Origin of the sequence: Streptomyces sp. MBT53, assembly GCF_016654115.1 — a bacterium.
Taxonomy (GTDB): Bacteria; Actinomycetota; Actinomycetes; order Streptomycetales; family Streptomycetaceae; genus Streptomyces.
Genome location: NZ_JAEQAZ010000195.1, coordinates 1 through 16,186 on the forward strand (window position 1 = coordinate 1; position 16,186 = coordinate 16,186).

The 16,186-nt window shown below is 65.0% G+C and carries 15 protein-coding genes and 3 pseudogenes; 8 read left to right on the forward strand and 10 right to left on the reverse strand.

What is annotated here, in order from left to right; genetic code table 11:
• Nucleotides 1-318: pseudogene (locus JHN45_RS42300) on the forward strand (hypothetical protein); the annotation flags it as partial.
• 17 nt (nucleotides 319-335) lie between these two features.
• Here the strand turns inward: JHN45_RS42300 and JHN45_RS42305 are convergent.
• Together JHN45_RS42305 and JHN45_RS42310 are read right to left on the reverse strand one after the other, a co-directional pair.
• Nucleotides 336-1,316, reverse strand: a complete 981-nt coding sequence (locus tag JHN45_RS42305; RefSeq protein ID WP_201054638.1) for an NAD(P)H-quinone oxidoreductase — start codon at nucleotides 1,314-1,316, stop codon at nucleotides 336-338.
• Nucleotides 1,317-1,362: 46 nt separating this feature from the next.
• A pseudogene (locus tag JHN45_RS42310) lies at nucleotides 1,363-2,055 on the reverse strand (TrkA family potassium uptake protein); the annotation flags it as partial.
• Between the two features lie 21 nt (nucleotides 2,056-2,076).
• Between JHN45_RS42310 and JHN45_RS42315 the strand changes: the two are divergent.
• Nucleotides 2,077-3,750: a recombinase family protein gene (locus JHN45_RS42315; protein ID WP_201054639.1), complete on the forward strand. Its 1,674-nt coding sequence runs from the start codon at nucleotides 2,077-2,079 to the stop codon at nucleotides 3,748-3,750.
• 147 nt (nucleotides 3,751-3,897) lie between these two features.
• On the opposite strand, the gene JHN45_RS42320 is transcribed toward JHN45_RS42315, so the two are convergent.
• The 4 genes from JHN45_RS42320 to JHN45_RS42335 all read right to left on the reverse strand — a co-directional run bounded on the left by JHN45_RS42320 (nucleotide 3,898) and on the right by JHN45_RS42335 (nucleotide 7,414).
• Nucleotides 3,898-5,259: a replication initiator gene (locus JHN45_RS42320; protein ID WP_201054650.1), complete on the reverse strand. Its 1,362-nt coding sequence runs from the start codon at nucleotides 5,257-5,259 to the stop codon at nucleotides 3,898-3,900.
• Between the two features lie 297 nt (nucleotides 5,260-5,556).
• Entirely contained in the window at nucleotides 5,557-5,754 is a 198-nt protein-coding gene (locus JHN45_RS42325; protein WP_201054651.1) for a hypothetical protein, read from the reverse strand.
• Between the two features lie 11 nt (nucleotides 5,755-5,765).
• Nucleotides 5,766-7,067 (reverse strand): FtsK/SpoIIIE domain-containing protein, encoded by a 1,302-nt coding sequence (locus JHN45_RS42330; RefSeq protein ID WP_201054640.1) that lies wholly within the window; start codon nucleotides 7,065-7,067, stop codon nucleotides 5,766-5,768.
• The gene (locus JHN45_RS42335) at nucleotides 7,067-7,414 is read right to left on the reverse strand and encodes a hypothetical protein (protein WP_201054641.1); all 348 of its coding nucleotides are present in this window, start codon (nucleotides 7,412-7,414) and stop codon (nucleotides 7,067-7,069) included. The genes JHN45_RS42330 and JHN45_RS42335 overlap by 1 nt, the downstream gene beginning before the upstream one ends.
• 163 nt (nucleotides 7,415-7,577) lie before the next feature.
• Between JHN45_RS42335 and JHN45_RS42340 the strand changes: the two genes are divergently transcribed.
• Nucleotides 7,578-8,357 carry a GntR family transcriptional regulator gene (locus JHN45_RS42340; protein WP_201054642.1) on the forward strand — a complete coding sequence of 260 codons (780 nt, stop codon included), beginning with the start codon at nucleotides 7,578-7,580 and terminating at the stop codon, nucleotides 8,355-8,357.
• A gap of 410 nt (nucleotides 8,358-8,767) precedes the next feature.
• Here the strand turns inward: JHN45_RS42340 and JHN45_RS42345 are convergent, their stop codons facing one another.
• Both JHN45_RS42345 and JHN45_RS42350 read right to left on the reverse strand, forming a co-directional pair.
• Nucleotides 8,768-9,067, reverse strand: a complete 300-nt coding sequence (locus JHN45_RS42345; protein WP_201054643.1) for a hypothetical protein — start codon at nucleotides 9,065-9,067, stop codon at nucleotides 8,768-8,770.
• Nucleotides 9,068-9,384: 317 nt separating this feature from the next.
• A complete protein-coding gene (locus JHN45_RS42350) occupies nucleotides 9,385-9,951 on the reverse strand; it encodes an ATP-binding protein (RefSeq protein ID WP_201054644.1) in 567 nt (188 codons plus the stop codon).
• A gap of 188 nt (nucleotides 9,952-10,139) precedes the next feature.
• Between JHN45_RS42350 and JHN45_RS42355 the strand changes: the two genes are divergently transcribed.
• The 4 genes from JHN45_RS42355 (at nucleotide 10,140) to JHN45_RS42370 (ending at nucleotide 14,042) form a co-directional block, all read left to right on the forward strand.
• Entirely contained in the window at nucleotides 10,140-11,492 is a 1,353-nt protein-coding gene (locus JHN45_RS42355; RefSeq protein WP_201054645.1) for a tetratricopeptide repeat protein, read from the forward strand.
• 159 nt (nucleotides 11,493-11,651) lie between these two features.
• Nucleotides 11,652-12,107: a pyridoxamine 5'-phosphate oxidase family protein gene (locus tag JHN45_RS42360; protein ID WP_201054652.1), complete on the forward strand. Its 456-nt coding sequence runs from the start codon at nucleotides 11,652-11,654 to the stop codon at nucleotides 12,105-12,107.
• Nucleotides 12,108-12,464: 357 nt separating this feature from the next.
• Nucleotides 12,465-12,881, forward strand: coding sequence for a hypothetical protein (locus JHN45_RS42365; RefSeq protein WP_201054646.1), 417 nt, complete (start codon nucleotides 12,465-12,467; stop codon nucleotides 12,879-12,881).
• A gap of 342 nt (nucleotides 12,882-13,223) precedes the next feature.
• The gene (locus JHN45_RS42370; protein WP_201054647.1) at nucleotides 13,224-14,042 is read left to right on the forward strand and encodes a hypothetical protein; all 819 of its coding nucleotides are present in this window, start codon (nucleotides 13,224-13,226) and stop codon (nucleotides 14,040-14,042) included.
• Between the two features lie 121 nt (nucleotides 14,043-14,163).
• On the opposite strand, the gene JHN45_RS42375 is transcribed toward JHN45_RS42370, so the two are convergent.
• Nucleotides 14,164-14,631: a hypothetical protein gene (locus tag JHN45_RS42375; RefSeq protein WP_201054648.1), complete on the reverse strand. Its 468-nt coding sequence runs from the start codon at nucleotides 14,629-14,631 to the stop codon at nucleotides 14,164-14,166.
• A 370-nt stretch (nucleotides 14,632-15,001) separates the two neighbouring features.
• Here JHN45_RS42375 and JHN45_RS42380 point away from each other — a divergent pair, with 370 nt between their 5' ends.
• Nucleotides 15,002-15,997: a TrkA family potassium uptake protein gene (locus tag JHN45_RS42380; RefSeq protein ID WP_374195674.1), complete on the forward strand. Its 996-nt coding sequence runs from the start codon at nucleotides 15,002-15,004 to the stop codon at nucleotides 15,995-15,997.
• A gap of 50 nt (nucleotides 15,998-16,047) precedes the next feature.
• On the opposite strand, the pseudogene JHN45_RS53600 reads toward JHN45_RS42380, so the two are convergent.
• Nucleotides 16,048-16,186, reverse strand: a pseudogene (locus tag JHN45_RS53600) (Ion channel protein); the annotation flags it as partial.

A 16,186-nucleotide genomic window follows, 5' to 3' on the forward strand; every position in this document is an offset into this window, starting at 1 on the left:
CGGGAACGGCCGGGGCGGACGGATCGGCCGAGTGCGGACGAGAACGAGAACGGAGCCGACGACGGGGACACCGCCGAGCCGGCGGCGGACGAGGACGGCGCTTCGGCCGTTCCGACGCCCGCCGACTCCGCGTCACCGTCCCAGGAAGCGGCCATGGTGCCGTCCACGCCGCCGCTCCAGCCCGTGCACCAGTCCGTCGCCCACGCCGAGGACCCGGCCGAACCCGTGCTGCGGATCCTCCCGCTGGGCAGCGGCCTGATCCTCATCGGGCTCGGCCTGGGTCTCGCCTTCATCGGCCTCCGGGTGCGGCGGGGTTAGGGCCGGTCCGATCCGGCCTACGGCGCGACGAGAAGCACCTTCCCGATGTGCCCGCTGTCCTCGACCACCTGGTGCGCTGCCGCCGCCTCGCTCATCGGCAGCTCCCGGTCGACGACCGGACGGACCTGGCCGGACTCGATCAGCGGCCACACATGCTCGCGTACGGCGGCGACGATGGCCGCCTTCTCGCCGAGCGGGCGGGCCCGCAGCGAGGTCGCGCTGATCGCGGCCCGCTTGCCGAGGAGGGCGGCGATGTTGAGTTCGGCCTTGATCCCGCCCTGCAGCCCGATGATCGCGAGCCGCCCGTTGACGGCGAGGGCCTGGACGTTGCGGTCCAGGTACTTCGCGCCCATGTTGTCGAGGATGACATCGGCGCCCGCGCCGCCCGTGGCCCGCTCGATCTCGGCGACGAAGTCCTGCTCGCGGTAGTTGACGAGGATGTCGGCGCCCAGCTCGGCGCAGTAGTCCAGCTTCTCCTTGGTGCCGGCCGTGACGGCGACCTTCGCGCCGACCGCCTTGCCGAGCTGGATCGCCATCGTGCCGATACCGCTGGAACCGCCGTGCACGAGCAGGGTCTCGGCGGGACGGAGGTGGGCGACCATGAAGACGTTCGACCAGACCGTGCAGACCACCTCGGGCAGCGCGGCGGCCAGCTTGAGGTCGATGCCCCGCGGCACCGGCAGCAGCTGCCCGGCCGGTACGGCGACCTTCTGCGCGTAGCCGCCGCCCGCGAGCAGCGCGCACACCTCGTCGCCGACCGACCATCCGGACACCCCGGGGCCGACCGCGATGATCCGGCCGGAGCATTCGAGGCCGGGGTAGGGGGACGCGCCGGGCGGTGGGTTGTAGAAGCCCTGGCGCTGCATGATGTCGGCCCGGTTGACCGCGCCGGCCACCACCTCGACCAGTACCTCGCCCTCGCCGGCCACCGGATCGGGGACCTCGTCCCACACCAGCGCCTCGGGCCCACCAGGTTCGGAAATCGTGATCGCATGCATGGGGCCGACGCTACTCCTCGTCATACGGCGGAACCCCGAGGGTCGATCACTCCGGCAGCGGCCGGGTGTCCGGCGTGACCTGCGAGCCGGGCGAGACGCGCACGATCGTGATGAGCCGGTCGGTCAGCTGAAGCGTCCCGATCGACGGGTCGTCGTAGCCGAGCACGCGATGCCCGCGTACGACGCTCACCACCAGGTCGTCCGTCTCGCGCGGTGTCCTGCCCACCTCGGCCTTTATGACGGGCCGCTCGGTCATGTCGAGGCCGCTGCCCTGCTGGATGAGGTCCTCCATGACCATGCCGGCGGCCGGGCTGAGCACGGACAGGCCGAGCAGCCGACCGGCCGCGCTGGCGCTGGTGATGACGGCGTCGGCGCCGGACTGCTTGAGCAGCGGCGCGTTCTCCTCCTCGCGCACGGCGGCCACGATCTTCGCGCCGCGGTTGAGCTGCCGGGCGGTGAGGGTCACCAGCACAGCCGTGTCGTCGCGCTGGGTCGCGATGATGATCTGCCGCGCCTTGTGCACCTCGGCCCGCTTCAGAACCTCGCTGCGGGTGGCGTCCCCGACGACCCCGACATACCCGTCACTGCTCGCGGCCTCGATCGCCTTCGCACTGGGATCGACCACGACGACCTGTTCCTTCTTCAGCCCCGTCGCACACACGGTCTGGATCGCCGACCGCCCCTTCGTACCGAAGCCGACGACGACGGTGTGATCCCGCAACGCGGACCTCCAGCGGTTTCCCGAAAGTACCCTAAGGACATGGACAACGACCTTGTGCAGCGCGCCCGTTGGGGCGACTTAGAGGGACAGAACTGGGCCGGCCTGGTCCGCCTGTCCTTCGAGGTCGACGAGGGTCCCGCCACCGCTGAGAGCGACGTTACCGGCACCACGGACACCAAGCCCGCGTTCCGGCCCATGACCGGACGGGACATCAGGAGCCGCGACGAGCAAGAGAAGGACAACCGGACGTTCGTCGAGTCGCGCGGCGGGCGATACGTATATACGTATGAGGAGCCGGACACGAGCGCCTGGAAGCGGAAGCGCGTCCGCCTGCCTAATGGGGAGATCGGGTATCGCGTCATCCGGCCCGTGTTCGAGGGCGCGTTGGAAGACCTCAAGCGGGGCATGGCACCGAACGGCGAGCATCTGGACGGCCTGATCGTCTACGACATCGACCGCCTCACGCGCGACAACCGGCACCTTGAAGACGCGATCGAGGTCGTCGAGAACTTCAAGCGCCCGATCATCGACTTCACGGGCACGCTCGATCTGTTGACCGACAACGGCCGGACGGTCGCGCGCATCGTGACGGCGACCAACAGCAAGCAGTCCGCCGACACGGCACGACGGGTCGCGCGGAAGCATCAGGCGCTGCAACAGGCCGGGATTCCCACAGGCGGTACAAGGCCGTTCGGTTGGAAGGCCGACAAGCGCACGCTGGACCCGTACGAGGCCGAGTGGCTGCGTCGAATGGTGCGTTGGCTGCTCGGAGGAAAGCCGATCTCCGCCGTCATCAACGCTGTCGACGAGGCCGGGGTGACCACGTCGACAGGCGGCAAGTGGTCCCGGCCGGGGCTCCTGAAAGTGATGCGCAATCCCCGATTGTGCGGGTACCGCTCGCGCCAAGCCATCGATGTTGACCCGGTGACCGGGACGGCGAACACCCGGGTCGAAATCGTCCTGAACGACAAGGGCGAACCCGTGATCGGGCAGTGGGAACCGGTGGTCTCCGTCGAGGAATGGGAGGCTCTCAGGGAACTGCTCGGGTCCAATCCCCAACCGGGCCAGGGGCACAACACACGCAAGCACCTGTTGCGCGGCACTCTTCGGTGTGGCCGTGATGGTTGCGGTGCACCGCTGCGAGCCAGGAAGGCCGACAGGAGCCGCAACAAGCCGGAAGGCTACTTCGACTATGCGTGCCCGAGCAGCGGCAGCGTTCCGTCAGGGTGCGGAGGCACGCGGATCAACGGCCCGGAGACGGACAAGGCCGTCACGATGATGCTGATCGCGAAGTACGAGGAGGAGGCCGCCAAACGGCGCGACGACCCTGAGCCTGCGACATGGGAGAAGGAAGATGAGCTGACACGGGTTCTCGAAGACATCGAGGAGCTGAAGCAGGCCCGCAAAGCCCGGATCATCACTGCTGAGACGTACTTCAGTCAGCTCGCGGAACACGAGGCCGAGAAGCGTCGACTCACGACGGAACGGAACCGAGTCCTGCGCAACAAGCACTCTGCGCGGAGCAAGCCCATTGATCTCGCGGAGACTTGGGAAGATCTGCTGCTCAGCGAGAAGCGCGCTTACATCGAAGACCTGCTGATTGCCGTACTCGTCGGACCCGCAGTCGGACGCGGGAGGCCTGTGCGGGGGCGGCTGACTCCGCTGTGGCGACCGAAGGGGGAGCAGCCGGAGCCTGGGAGCGACTTGGGCTGACCTTCGGGGCAGGTTGAGCGGGATGTGAGGCGCCGGGCAAGCCAAGGATCGTGTTCGCCCGTCGCCAATCATCGTCGGACCAGGCCGGAGCCTGTCGCGCCTGCTCCCGAGCCCAAGCCCAATCGTCGTCGCCCTCCAGAGGCAGCCTCAAACGAAGCCCCCGTCACGAGTCGATCTCTCGTCAGCGGCAGCTTCTCGATTGCGTGCGATGTCATCCGCGAGTCCGGCCGCGATGAGTGCGGCGCCGGGGGTGTGGCCCGAGCCGACGTAGCGCCAGTTCCGATCGGTGGTTGTGCCGGGAAGGTCGGTGTGGCCTACGTGGTGGGCGCGTTCGGCGCGGAGGACCGCGTAAGTGGTGGAGTAGGCACGGGACTTGGTGAGGATGTGGCCCCGGTAGCCGAGGGTGTGTGTCCAGGTGCGCAGGTGTAGCGGCTCGTACTCGGGCAGCGCACCGAGGCGCCAACAGTCGCGCATCAGGGTGCGGACATGGGCACTGACGGGTGCCGTGTCGATATCGGACCAGGTGGTGACCCTGTGGTCGATGCCGGCGCCGGTTTCGCTGGCCCCCTTGGTGACGTACTTGGCGACGTACGCGGCCACTGCGTCATCGGCGGGTCCATCGCTGTTGGCATGCAGCGGGCGGGCGTCGAACTGGGCGCCCCAGCGCAGGGCCAGTTCACCCACGGCCGGGCTGTAGGGGGTGTGGACCTGGACCCGTCGGGCCGAGGTGCGTACGGCATCGATCAGCCGGTCGGCCGTTCCCCAGACCGGGGGTTCGTCGTCGGGTCCGTTCGGGCCGTCGAGGCGGACGACGGCATGGACGTGGACGGCCGCCCGTTTCTGGTACTCGGCGACGCGGGCGAAGGACAATCGCGCGTAACGGGCGAATTGGGACTGTACGAGGCCGGCCGCGGAGGCCAGGCGCCGCCGTACGTCGATGACGAAGCGGTCCCACAGCTTGGATGCGTGCGCGTGCCACAGCACGTGGCCCGGATAGTCGTAGCAGTCGGGGCACAGCGGTTGACCGACAACGGGCGCGTCCGGGATGTGGACCGTGCCGCAGCCAAGAGGGCGCCCGTGTTCGCAGGTCGCGCCGTCGCGGCGGGGGCGGCACCGCTCTCCAGCACGGTGGACCGGGCCAAAGGACGGTGCGGTCAGGGTGACGAAGAGCCGAGGCCGGTTGCGGATGGTGGCGGGAATGTTTTTGCCGCCAAGCAGGCCCGCGCGGACGAGGTGGAAGGTGTCGCCTGCGTGGAGGCGGGAGCAGGCCGGGCAGACGGTGGCGCGTCGGTTGCGGCAGCGGACCAGGAGTCGTTCTCCGGGCTCGGCGCGGGTGTCGTAGTGGTGCAGGATCTCGCCCGTCGTGCCGTCCAAGGTGGTGGTCGAGCCGGACAGGTGGACGGGGTGGGCGCAGCCGCCAGTTGCGGTGATCTGCTCCAGCCAGCGCGGGAACCTGGGGTCTTGAGCGAGGCGGATGGCGTCGCGGTCTGCTTCGGAGAGCTGACGCAGGCGCGCCGCGCGGTCGAGGACGGCGCGCCTGTCAGCCGGGGTGTACTCCGGGGTGATGGTGGTGACCTTCCAGGGTGGGCCGCCGAAGCGGCTCGGTGGGTGGGTGGTGGTGCGCCGATGTCCATGGGGTTGTCCTCTCGGTGGTGCGGTTGATGGGGTTTCGGTCAGCGGATGGTTCCGGTGCCCCGGCAGACGCGGCAGCGCCGCAGCCGTCCGGTCCAGGTGCGGCGGGCGCCGTCGCCCTTGCAGGACGGGCACCTCACGCGAGACATGGGCATGGTGGTGGGTCCCTTCTGCTCAGGTGTGGGAGAAGCCGCTGATGAACCAGACGACGAGGCCGTGGATGGTGAAGACCACGGGGGTCTGGCCGAGGTAGACGCCGAAGAGGCCGACGCAGATCGCTTCCCAGACCCGTATGTCGCGGGAGCGGACGAGGAGGACGGTGATGATCCCGAAGATCACCGCGAACGTGAACGCCGTACCTTCGCTGATCACATCTGCGCCGGTCACTTGTCGTCTCCTTCCAGCGCCGCAAGGGCGCGGTCGAGGGCGGGCAGTTCAGGGGTCATGCCGGAGTACTTCCGTGCCGTCGACACGGCCTCTTCCGTCGAGGTCAGGTGGGAGCGGGCCCGGCTCCAGCCACCGTCAGGGCCCGTGCACACGGCCACGCCCCGTTCCTCCGCTGTGATCGTCTGAGCGACGGCCACAGCGTCTTTGTTGAGGTCGCCGAGGGTCATTTCGGCTGTGCCGGGGTCGTTGACGCGGTGGCAGATCCGGCCGCCGAGCTGGGCGCGTAGCGCGGTCACCCCGGGGCCGAGGTCGGAGCCGACGCGTTGGCCGGCGACGACCAGGTGCAGGCCGAGCGCGGACCCGAGCTGGCCCAGCCGCAGCAGCAGCGTGGAACACTGCTCCGCCTCCGCCTTGCTCTCCCGGGTCCCGTCGGACAGGTACAGCTCCGCGATCTCGTCGACGATCACGACGACCGGTATGGGCCGCAGTTTCTCGGGCAGTTCCCAGATGGAGCGCACGCCGGCCGAACGGCACACGCTCATGCGCTCCTGCATGTCGACGACGAGCGCGGAGAGCACGGCGACCGCTTCGCGTCGGCAGGTGGCCAGCGCGCTCAACCGCCGTGCGAACAGGCCGAGTTCCATGCCGCCCTTGCAGTCGATACCGACCAACGCGACGGGTTGTGTAGCGAGTTGGGTGATGAGCCGTGCCAGCAGGGTGGACTTGCCGGAACGGGTGGCCCCGGTGATCAGCCAGTGCGGCACGAGGCGCAGATTCATGACCCAGGCGCCGCCGGACTCCAAGGCCCCGATGAGCGCGGACAGCAACTCGGCCGGAGCCGTGGCTAAGCCGGGTTGTTGCAGCGGATCGCTGGCCATCGCGGTCAGCAGGACCACACCGCGTTCGGGTGAGGTGACCCGGACGGCGTGGACTCTCCACGCGTGCACGAGTGCGTCGGCCGCTTTCATGTACGTCATCGGGGTCTGGCCCGCATGCAGCCGTGCGGTCACGGTGAGCCCCATGCGGGTGGCGCGGGGGAATGAGGCTCGGGGTGCGACTGGCCGTACCGGATCGCCTTTGACGATCAGGTGCCCGACCAGTGTCCGGGCCGGAAGCTTGGACACGGACAGGTCGTTGAGCAGGGCGACCCGGCGCCAGGTGAACACCACCCGCCACGCGGTGACCGGGTAGCCGACGAGGTACCAATGCCAGGCCGGGCGGTGCCGGCGCACCAGGTCACCGACGACGAGCAGCCAGGCCAGCACGGCCAGGGCGAAGGCAAGCAGGATCGGCCCCATCACACGTCACCGCCCTTGGCATGCGCGGGAGTTGCGTGCACGGGGGTGATGGCGTCGGCGCGGAAGCTGACGCCGTGCCGGTCGCCCATCGACCACATGAACGCGGTCAGCCCGGTGACCTTGACGACCTGTCCTTCCTGGATGCCTTTCGGTTCGCCACTCACCGCGATCTCGATGACGGAGATCCGGCGCCCGTCCTGCCGCACGGTCACGGCCACGGTCCAGACCGGGTTGCCGTCCCGGTCCTTCTTCACCTCCTGTGTCTCGAAGTTGCTGATCTTTGTTTCCGGGGCGATGGCGCACCGCAGTACGCCCAGTCGCGCCGTGTCCACGGGAATGGACTGCATTGCTTGGCCTCCCTGGCCAGTCGGGACGCCCGACATATTCAGACGTCACTTGTCCTTACGAGTCACGACTATGAGGCTCTGTACGGCGAGAGCGCAAGTACTTATGCTGACGAGTGATGTCGCGCGTGCGACGTAACTATGACCTCGACCCGGAGAAGCCGCCATGTCGGAGATCCAGCGCCCCGGAGCCCTCTACCAGCAGGTCGCCGCAGCCATCCGCGAAGCGATCCTGTCCGGCGAGTTCGCCCCGGACTCGATGCTGCCGTCCGAAGCCCAGCTCATGGCCCGCTACGGGGTCTCGCGCCCCACCGTCCGCAACGCGATCGCGGCGCTGCGCGCGGAAGGCCTGATCGATGTCCGGCACGGCAAGGGCAGCTTCGTGCGGACGGGCGGACAGCCCGCGCTCACTCTCGAACGTCGCATCAGCCACAGCAGCGAGGGCAAGTTCGTGATGCCCAACGGTGACACCTGGCAGGAAGCCGAGCAGCCGAGCACCTACCGGACTCACACAACGAAGGACACCGGCCGTCTCCTCCAACTCGGCGAGGAGGAAGCTCTGTTCGGCTGTGACCGGCTGCTCACCGACCCCGCCACCGGAACGCGTGCCATGCACCGCATGCTGATCCCGTTCGAGGTCGCCGAAACCGTTCCACTGCTCGGCAAGGAACCGTGCAAGCCCACGGCAGCGATCTACTGGGTTCTCACCCAGGCCGGCCACAAACTCACCTGGACCGAGACCGTGCGGGCGCACATGCCACCGCCCGACGAGCGCACCACGCTCCAGCTCCCGGACGCGACACCGATCCTGCACGTGACCCGCGTCGCACACGGCAACGACGACCGCCCACTGTTGCTCGAAGAACTGCGCGTGGGTGCGGACCGTGCCGAACTCGCCTACCGGATCACCGCCGACGAACAGCCCACCCGACGCACCCGCACCTGACCTCGGACGGGCATCGGTCGAAACAGTCTTCACTTCCTCAAGGGCGCGCCTGCGGCGCGCCGGGGCGCCCGGCCGCCCCGGCCGGGCGTGCGGCGTGGCCGCCGGTCCCGTCCGGTCGGCAAGCGCCCCGCACCGCAGCACGCCCAAGGAGTTGAATCGTCGAACGGCCTTCGTAGGCAGGGGTGTTGGTGGCTGGTGGTCGCCGGCTGTCGAGACTTTAGGCAGCTCCCATGGGGCGAGCCTCGAAGAACAGGGGGCCGATCGGGCTAAACACGGGCAGGCTCCAAGAGACTGCCCGATCCGCTGGCGAGCGTAAGGCCCCCTGTTCACTCGCCCCATGGCAGCTACCGCCCAAAGTCTCGACACCCGGCGACGTGCCCACGTACCGCACTCAGCAGCGGAACGACGGCTCACCGCGCACCGCCGTCGCCATCCGCAAGCCCCTCCAGGAGACCGGCGAGTCGGTTCACCGCGCCCGACCAGCCCGTCACCCGCACCACACCGCGCCCCTCCTCATTGGTCGAGGCGACCGCCCGTAACTCGGACAGCTCGAACCCGACACCGAGGAACGCCCTGTTCAGCTGATCAGCGGACTCATGCGCTCCACGCCAGCCCGCGATGTAGTCGACACCCGACACCCACAGACCGAAGTCCGCCCCCGCAACGTCGCCGAGTCCATCCCTCAGCCAGTTCTCACCCGCGCCAGACACCTTGCCCACCTCTGCCCTGATCTAGGTAACGGATCGTCAACTCTCTTTGGTCCAAGGCAGATGCACAGCACAACGGCCCCGGTACCATCAGGCACCGGGGATCTTCGCGTTCCCCAACCGGGTCACCCTCCGCTTTTCCAGGGCTAAGGGGGTGGCCCGGTCTCCGTCTTCGGTTGTGAAGCGGGCCTCCTGGCACCGAGTGGGGAACCCGGCGGAGCTCCAGGAGGCGCGCCCCGTTCGCCAGAGGGATCACCCTCCAGCCCCCGGCTGCCGCTCACTCCCGAGGGAGCGAAACGCGTAGCGACAGCCGAAGATCATCAGGACGGCTTGTCGCCGCCTCCGCCGCCGAGGTCGAATCGGCACCACACGGTCTTGCCGCCCCCATCTCCTGGTGTCCACCAGACGGCCGCAGCCAGTCGCTGAAGGATCAGCAGCCCACGGCCGTTGTCCGGTAAGACCGCTTCCGACAACTCCTCCGTCAGCCCAGGCAAGAACGAGTCGCCCAGAGGAAGCACCGGGGGTGTCGAGTCCTCATCCGCGACCCCGATGAACAGCCACTTAGGCCACATCTTGAAGATCACGTCGATACGGCGACTCGCGCCAGGGCGGGCAAGGCAGCGATCCGGCACCACGTGGTTGACCACGTTGCCGACTAATTCCGAGACGGCCAACTGCGCATCGTCTACGGCGTCATCCGCGCCCACGCTCCGGAGGAACACGGCCGTCTGGTCACGCGCGATGCGCCCGGTGTCGCTGAACTCTGCGAGGAGCGTCAGCGTCAGGAAGTGCCCGCCTGAGGAAGGATCAGGCCGCGTGTACCAATGAGCCATCGCGTTCAGTTCCTCGGCCACGTACGCATGCCGGCGCGCTTTCCTCGCGTCCATGACACGACCCCGTCTCAGGTCACGGCTGCCGAGTCCCTCCCGGCAGGGTGACCCGAGGGTGCACCTCTCTTCCCGGCTGTCGCTCCCCCCTCTTGGGGACCCCCCTCGTGGGTACACTCGCGAGACGGACGCGGCACAGTAGACAGAAACGCCAAACACCGTCAGGTCGATCACAATGGGGAAGTGAGATGACCGAAGCTGCACCGACACCGGCAGCGCTACCGCCGCATGTCCTGGAACGCGCGGACGTGCGGTCGGCTATCGCCAACCACGACTTCGGCGAAGTCTTCAGACTCGCCAAGATCCACGGAAACGTCAGCTACGCCAAGATCTCCGAGGCCGTCGGCTACAAGCGCGAGCACATCGGCAAGATGGCCCGCCCCGAGACCGACGGCACGGGCGCCCGCCCACGGATCACCCAGTTCCACAAGATCCTCGAAGTCGTCGACGGCCTGCGCATCCCCGGCCAACTCGCAGGACTCGCCCCACGCCCGTGGGAACTGGAAAGACCGGCCACACCGTCCCAACTCGACGACCCGAGCGCCCTGATCGCGCAAGGTGGCGCCGGACTGTGGGACGTCGCCGAGCTGCTCCGCCGCACGGAGATGTCCAACATCAACAGCGCCGCCCTGGAGTCGATCCAAGGGGGCATCGACCAACTGGCCCGCGCCTACCCGTACGCCGATGCCGACTACCTCCACGAGCGCACCCGCAACGGCCTCCAGTACGTCACCAAACAGCTCGAAGGCCGAATGACGCTCAGCCAGCACCGGGAACTACTCGTCGACACCGGATGGCTCTTCCTCCTCAACGCCTGCGTCCAGTACGACCGAGGACAACGCGAGGCCGCCAACCTCAGCAAGGCCGCCGCCCTCCGCATCGGCCAGGAAGCCGGACACGGCGAGATCATGGCCTGGGCATGGGAGATCGAGGCCTGGTTCGCCCTCACCCAGAGCCGATGGCAGGACATGCTCAACGCCGTCGAAGCCGGACACGTCGCCGACCAGACACACTCCGTCGGCGTCCAGCTCTACGCCCACAAAGCACGAGCCGCAGCCCGCATGGGAGACGCCCGCCTGGTGCGCGACTCCCTCGACGCCGGCCGCGCCCGCCTCGACCGCCTCCCACGCCCGGACCACCCCGAACACCACTTCATAATCGACCCGGACAAGTGGGACTTCTACGAGATGGACGCCTACCGTCTACTCGGAGACGACGAACGCGCCGCCGCCCACGCCCGGTCAGTGATCCGGATCAGCACCGGCCCCGACGGAACCGAGATCTCACCCATGCGCGCAGCCGAGGCCCGCCTCACACTCGGGGTAGCCGCTGCCCGAACCGGCGACATCGATGAAGCAATCGGCATGGGCACAACCGCACTCGAAGCAGACCGGAAGTCGCTCCCATCCCTGCTTTTAGTAGCCGACGAGCTGGACAAGGAACTGCGGTCCCGATACCCGCGCGAACCCGCATCACGCGACTTCCACGAGCGGATCATGACCATCAAGCGAGGCGCCGCCTCACCAGAGCTGCCGTTCTGAGGGCCGAACGGCCCTAGACCACAGGAACGCTCCCTCGTTGACTGGGAATTGCGGTCCCGTTGTCGGCAGCCGGGCACTCCCCCGTCTCGGCTCCGGCGCGGGTCCGCCCTGGCCGAGAGGACAACCCTCGTGAGTGATGAATCCGTCCGCAGAATCGTCATGGACCGGCAAGCCGCACGATCCTCCGGCCCCCGTCGATCCGTCCAACTTGGACACGCCGAGGCCCTCAGGCTGCTGGGCAGCATCTCACTGGGCCGGATCGTGTTCACCTTGCATGCCTTGCCAACTATCCGGCCCGTCAACCATTTCCTGGACCACGGGAACATCATCATCCACGCTGGCAAAGGCTCCGCGCTGAGTACCCACGCCGAAGCGGATGACGGGCGCGGAGTGGTTGTCGCCTACGAGGCAGACACCATCGACCTCCGCACTCACCTTGGCTGGAGCGTGATAGCGACCGGCTACGCACACCTGATCACGAGCCGCAACGAGTTGGACCGCTATCGACAACTCATACACCCATGGGTCGACCAGACCATGGACTATGTCATCCGCATCCACCCCGAAAAACTCACAGGGATCAGACTCATCTGCCCGTCCTCGGTTAGCGCCTAAACCTCCCGTGCAACAAGGCACGCATCGCCCGTTTGTCGGTGCAGCGTGGGCTTGGGAGAGCGAGGGATGACCAAACCAGAGCTTCCATTCTGAATCTTCCTGACTTCATCGCCGCCATGCTTAACCAGGATTTAACAGTCTGGTTCAGCAAGGCACATCATCCAAATCTATAGTCGGCCCGAACAAGAGAGGAGCGCGATTACTACGCCCCAACTATTGAGATGTGGTCGATGAGGCCCGATCGTCGCGACTTGGGGTAGCCAAAAAATCATGTACATGATAAAATATGCGACCTGCGTGGCATCCTGAATCCGCGATGCGCATCTATGCCATCTTGACAAATAAAGGAGTAGTCGAGTGAGACGAAGAATACTGAATACGGCTCTAGTACTGGCGAGCACCTTCGGGCTGAGCTTGGTGTCGGCCAATGCGGCGCAAGCCGGACCGAACGGCACATGCGCACTAGGAGAGGTTTGCCTCTATTATAATTCGGCCGAAAATGGCCTTAATGCATACTTCCCTCAGACGTTCAACATTCCTAGTTACAAACCTTACGCATTCGTGCAGTCCGAACACGGAGGCACTGGAGCGAATCAGAGCGTATACAATAACGCCGCCTACGTCTACAATCGCAGCAACGGCAATTTTGGCGTCTTCTACAATAGCAGCTACAGCTGTGCAGTAGCTTGCCAGGAGATTATCTCAGGGCAGCATATCGATCTGAACTCGACGATGAAAAACAATAATGCGTCTGGCGGCGGCGGGGGATTCTAGCGGTAAGACCTGCCATCAGATGCATAAGCCGAGCGTGGCCATCCATACGAAAATGGCCACGCTTTTCGGCTGTGCGGTCATAAATTGCAGAATTAATCACACAGCGGTACACCAAAGGACAAGCCCTACGTCTGAAGATTTAAAAGTTAGACGATGTAACGAATTTCCGATCTAATAAGACTTTCCACCAGGGATTCGATTTCCGATATGCCTCAATTTTCGATACTACTGCGGCGAAGTTCGAGCGTAGCAGTTCTTGGAATTATGGCAACGCTCGCCAGTTGCACCACTAAGGGCGAAGATCCTGCTGCACCACAGCGCGCCGTTACGAACCCACCTCGCTTGACGAGCGCCAACAATCGAGCGATGCCTCTAGATGATTACCTTCTAAATGCTAAGCAACTTGATTCGATATCATCAGCCTACTCCCTAAGCATTGCGGGCTGTATGCACAAGTATGGTTTTTCATACAGCATTCGAAAGTCTTCAATCAATTCTGGGATGGGAGCTGATGCGCCGAGCAGCCGCGTGGACGGTCGCTTTGGGTACCAGAGTATGACCCATGCAAAGAAATGGGGTTACCACCCCGAAGGGGGATTCCCTCAGAGCGGCAAATTGAACACCAGTCCGGCTATTGGTCCTGAAAAATGGTTCGCATTGGCTGGCACTCGGGACTTGAATGCTGAATCTGGCCCCGGCGGACTTACCCGAAGTGGTGCCAAAGTACCCAGCCGCGGCTGTACCGGTTCCGCCTTGCTTGCTATCACAGGCTCTCGCAATGGGCATATTGGGGATTCCGAAATCGCCACGAGTCTCAATTTTGACACCCTGGTGGCAGGTCAAAAAGATCCCCGGACGCTCAAAGTATTCTCACTCTGGTCGCGTTGCATGCAAGAATACGGCTACTCCTACAATAGCCCACTTGATGCCCTGAGCGATTCAACCTGGGCGAAGTCAAGTAAGCCGTCTAGCGCAGAAATTAAAACTGCCGCGGCTGACCAGAAGTGCCGAGCTCAGCATAATGTAGTAGGTGTTTGGTTCGCGGCTGATTTTGAATATCAAGAGCGAGCCGTGAAAAATAATCGGACCGCACTCACCAAAGCGAAGGAACAGATAAGGCGACAAGTTTCAGCAGCTCAAAAGATCATCAAAAAATCTTAGCCTACAGTCACAGATTGACCGCAGTGTATCTTTCATCCCAGATAGTCGTGACCCCAAGCTAATCTGGTATCGAGCAATATGTGGAGCCTATCCGCAGCACAGTAATAGTACCGGGCGCAAATCACGGATGCAGCGTGCCGAGCTGGGCAAGCTGTTCAGTCCACGTAGCATCCGGGATACGGATAATTTCGTTGTCGGAAGCGCTAGGCCAGCGCTCAGTCTCTGCCAATGCAGTCAAGGTCAGGTACGCACGCAGGGTCAGATCAGCACCCGCCCGCGCCTCCTCCAAACCACTCAAGAGCCGGTCCGTGACAGTCGTCCCTAGAGTGATTGTTGTTGCATACGGTCTGAGACTGATCGGCTCCGCCACAAGGTGGAGAACACCAACCCAGTTCGCCGACCCTGGCAAGTCAGACGTCCAAAGGCCTCCAGAGACGAGGAACGGTGCACCGACGGTGTACTCATCCCGGGCGCTCACCTCAAAAGTCAGAGTGAGACGGTGCCCGTCCCAACCTTGTTCGAGATGAACCCGCTGTGTTGCTCGGACACTGATCGTGTAGTCGTTCACTCCGAATTGGAAGTTAGCCATCGTTCCTCATTCAATTCTGTGTCTCGACTGATAATGGCGGCTTGATCCGGTCGGTCGGCAATAGTGGGGCAGTGTGAAAAACTCCCGGATCGCTGGAGGCTCTATTCGTTGCCTCCAGCCGCTGGGTTGGAGCTGATGTTCAGCGTAGTGCGTGGGTCTCGTGCTCGTGAGACAGGGTGTAGTCCATGACAGGTTCACCGGCATCAGGAATCATGACGTAGACCATCTGGAGTACCGGCACAGGGGACACGCGATGAGGAACGACAAGCGGCCATCGCTCAAGAGCAGGAAGTTCTCAATTTTGCGGTCCCTCTGGTACCGATCACACGCCGAAGCCAGAGCCGACGCCGAAGCAGGGCGTTCCATCGCGATGCCGGCAACGCAGAGCAGCGTGCCTCCGCTTCAGCAAGTCCTACGACGCCTGGCAATGGGTCTCGTAGTCCTCGCCGTAACCACGTTGATCGTCTACGTCGACCGCGACGGCTACAACGACAACTCGGACGGTTCGGTCGACCTCCTCGACTCTGCGTACTACGCCACCGTCACCCTCTCCACTACCGGCTACGGCGACATCACCCCGGTCAGCGACGGCGCCCGCCTAACCAACATCCTCGTCATCACACCGCTGCGGGTGCTCTTCCTGATCATCTTGGTGGGTACCACGCTCGAAGTCCTCACAGAGCGCACCCGTCAGCACGTTCGTGTGCATCGTTGGCGCTCCCGTATCCGAGATCACGTTGTCGTTGTTGGCTACGGCACTAAAGGACAGCACGCTGTTCAATCGCTCTTGGGCCAGGGTGTGCCCAAAGAGCGGATCATCGTTGTGGACCCAGTGCGTAAAGCCGTGGATGCCGCCAACAGTGACGGCCTCGTGTCCGTGTGCGGAGACGCAACCCGCGCCGACACGTTGCGCAAAGCTGAGACGCAGAGCGCAGCACGAGTCATCATCGCTCCCCAGCGTGACGACACGGCCGCCCTAGTAACCCTCACGACCCGCCAGCTCAACAGGCATGCCTCTATCGCCGTCGCAGTCCGCGAGGACGAGAACGTACCGCTGCTGAAGCAGAGCGGCGCCGACACTGTGATCACCAGTTCCAGCGCCGCCGGCCGGTTGCTCGGTGTGGCTACGGCCAGTCCGCACTCAGCCAACACCTTGGAAGAACTCATGACCTACGGCTCCGGCCTTGATCTCATCGAGCGCCCCGCATCCGAAGATGAGGTAGGACGTTCGCCGCGTGAGAGCAAGGACTTGGTTGTAGCCGTCGTCCGCCGTAAAGAGGTTCTGGCCTACTCCGAGCCAGAGGCACAAATCCTCAAGGCCGGAGACCGTCTGATCACAGTTGAGCGGACCGTACCTAGCATCTGATCAGGCAAAACTCGCTGGAGATTAGTGGCACCTCCAGCAAACCGTTGACTCCAGCGGTTCAAACGCCATTCCTCGCGGGTGCGTTCGGTGAGGACTTCCAGGGTGGTGCCGACCAGGACGATCAGGAACAGCACGCGCAGGGGTGTGACGACGAGGATGTTGGTGAGCCGGGCGCCGTCGCTGACCGGG

Excerpts from the sequence above, each read along its gene's own strand:
- JHN45_RS42305 (WP_201054638.1), bottom strand. The coding sequence starts at position 1,316 with ATGCATGCGATCACGATTTCCGAACCTGGTGGGCCCGAGGCGCTGGTG.
- JHN45_RS42315 (WP_201054639.1), top strand. The coding sequence starts at position 2,077 with ATGGACAACGACCTTGTGCAGCGCGCCCGTTGGGGCGACTTAGAGGGA.
- JHN45_RS42330 (WP_201054640.1), bottom strand. The coding sequence starts at position 7,067 with ATGGGGCCGATCCTGCTTGCCTTCGCCCTGGCCGTGCTGGCCTGGCTG.
- JHN45_RS42335 (WP_201054641.1), bottom strand. The coding sequence starts at position 7,414 with ATGCAGTCCATTCCCGTGGACACGGCGCGACTGGGCGTACTGCGGTGC.
- JHN45_RS42340 (WP_201054642.1), top strand. The coding sequence starts at position 7,578 with ATGTCGGAGATCCAGCGCCCCGGAGCCCTCTACCAGCAGGTCGCCGCA.
- JHN45_RS42350 (WP_201054644.1), bottom strand. The coding sequence starts at position 9,951 with ATGGACGCGAGGAAAGCGCGCCGGCATGCGTACGTGGCCGAGGAACTG.
- JHN45_RS42355 (WP_201054645.1), top strand. The coding sequence starts at position 10,140 with ATGACCGAAGCTGCACCGACACCGGCAGCGCTACCGCCGCATGTCCTG.
- JHN45_RS42360 (WP_201054652.1), top strand. The coding sequence starts at position 11,652 with ATGGACCGGCAAGCCGCACGATCCTCCGGCCCCCGTCGATCCGTCCAA.
- JHN45_RS42375 (WP_201054648.1), bottom strand. The coding sequence starts at position 14,631 with ATGGCTAACTTCCAATTCGGAGTGAACGACTACACGATCAGTGTCCGA.
- JHN45_RS42380 (WP_374195674.1), top strand. The coding sequence starts at position 15,002 with ATGCCGGCAACGCAGAGCAGCGTGCCTCCGCTTCAGCAAGTCCTACGA.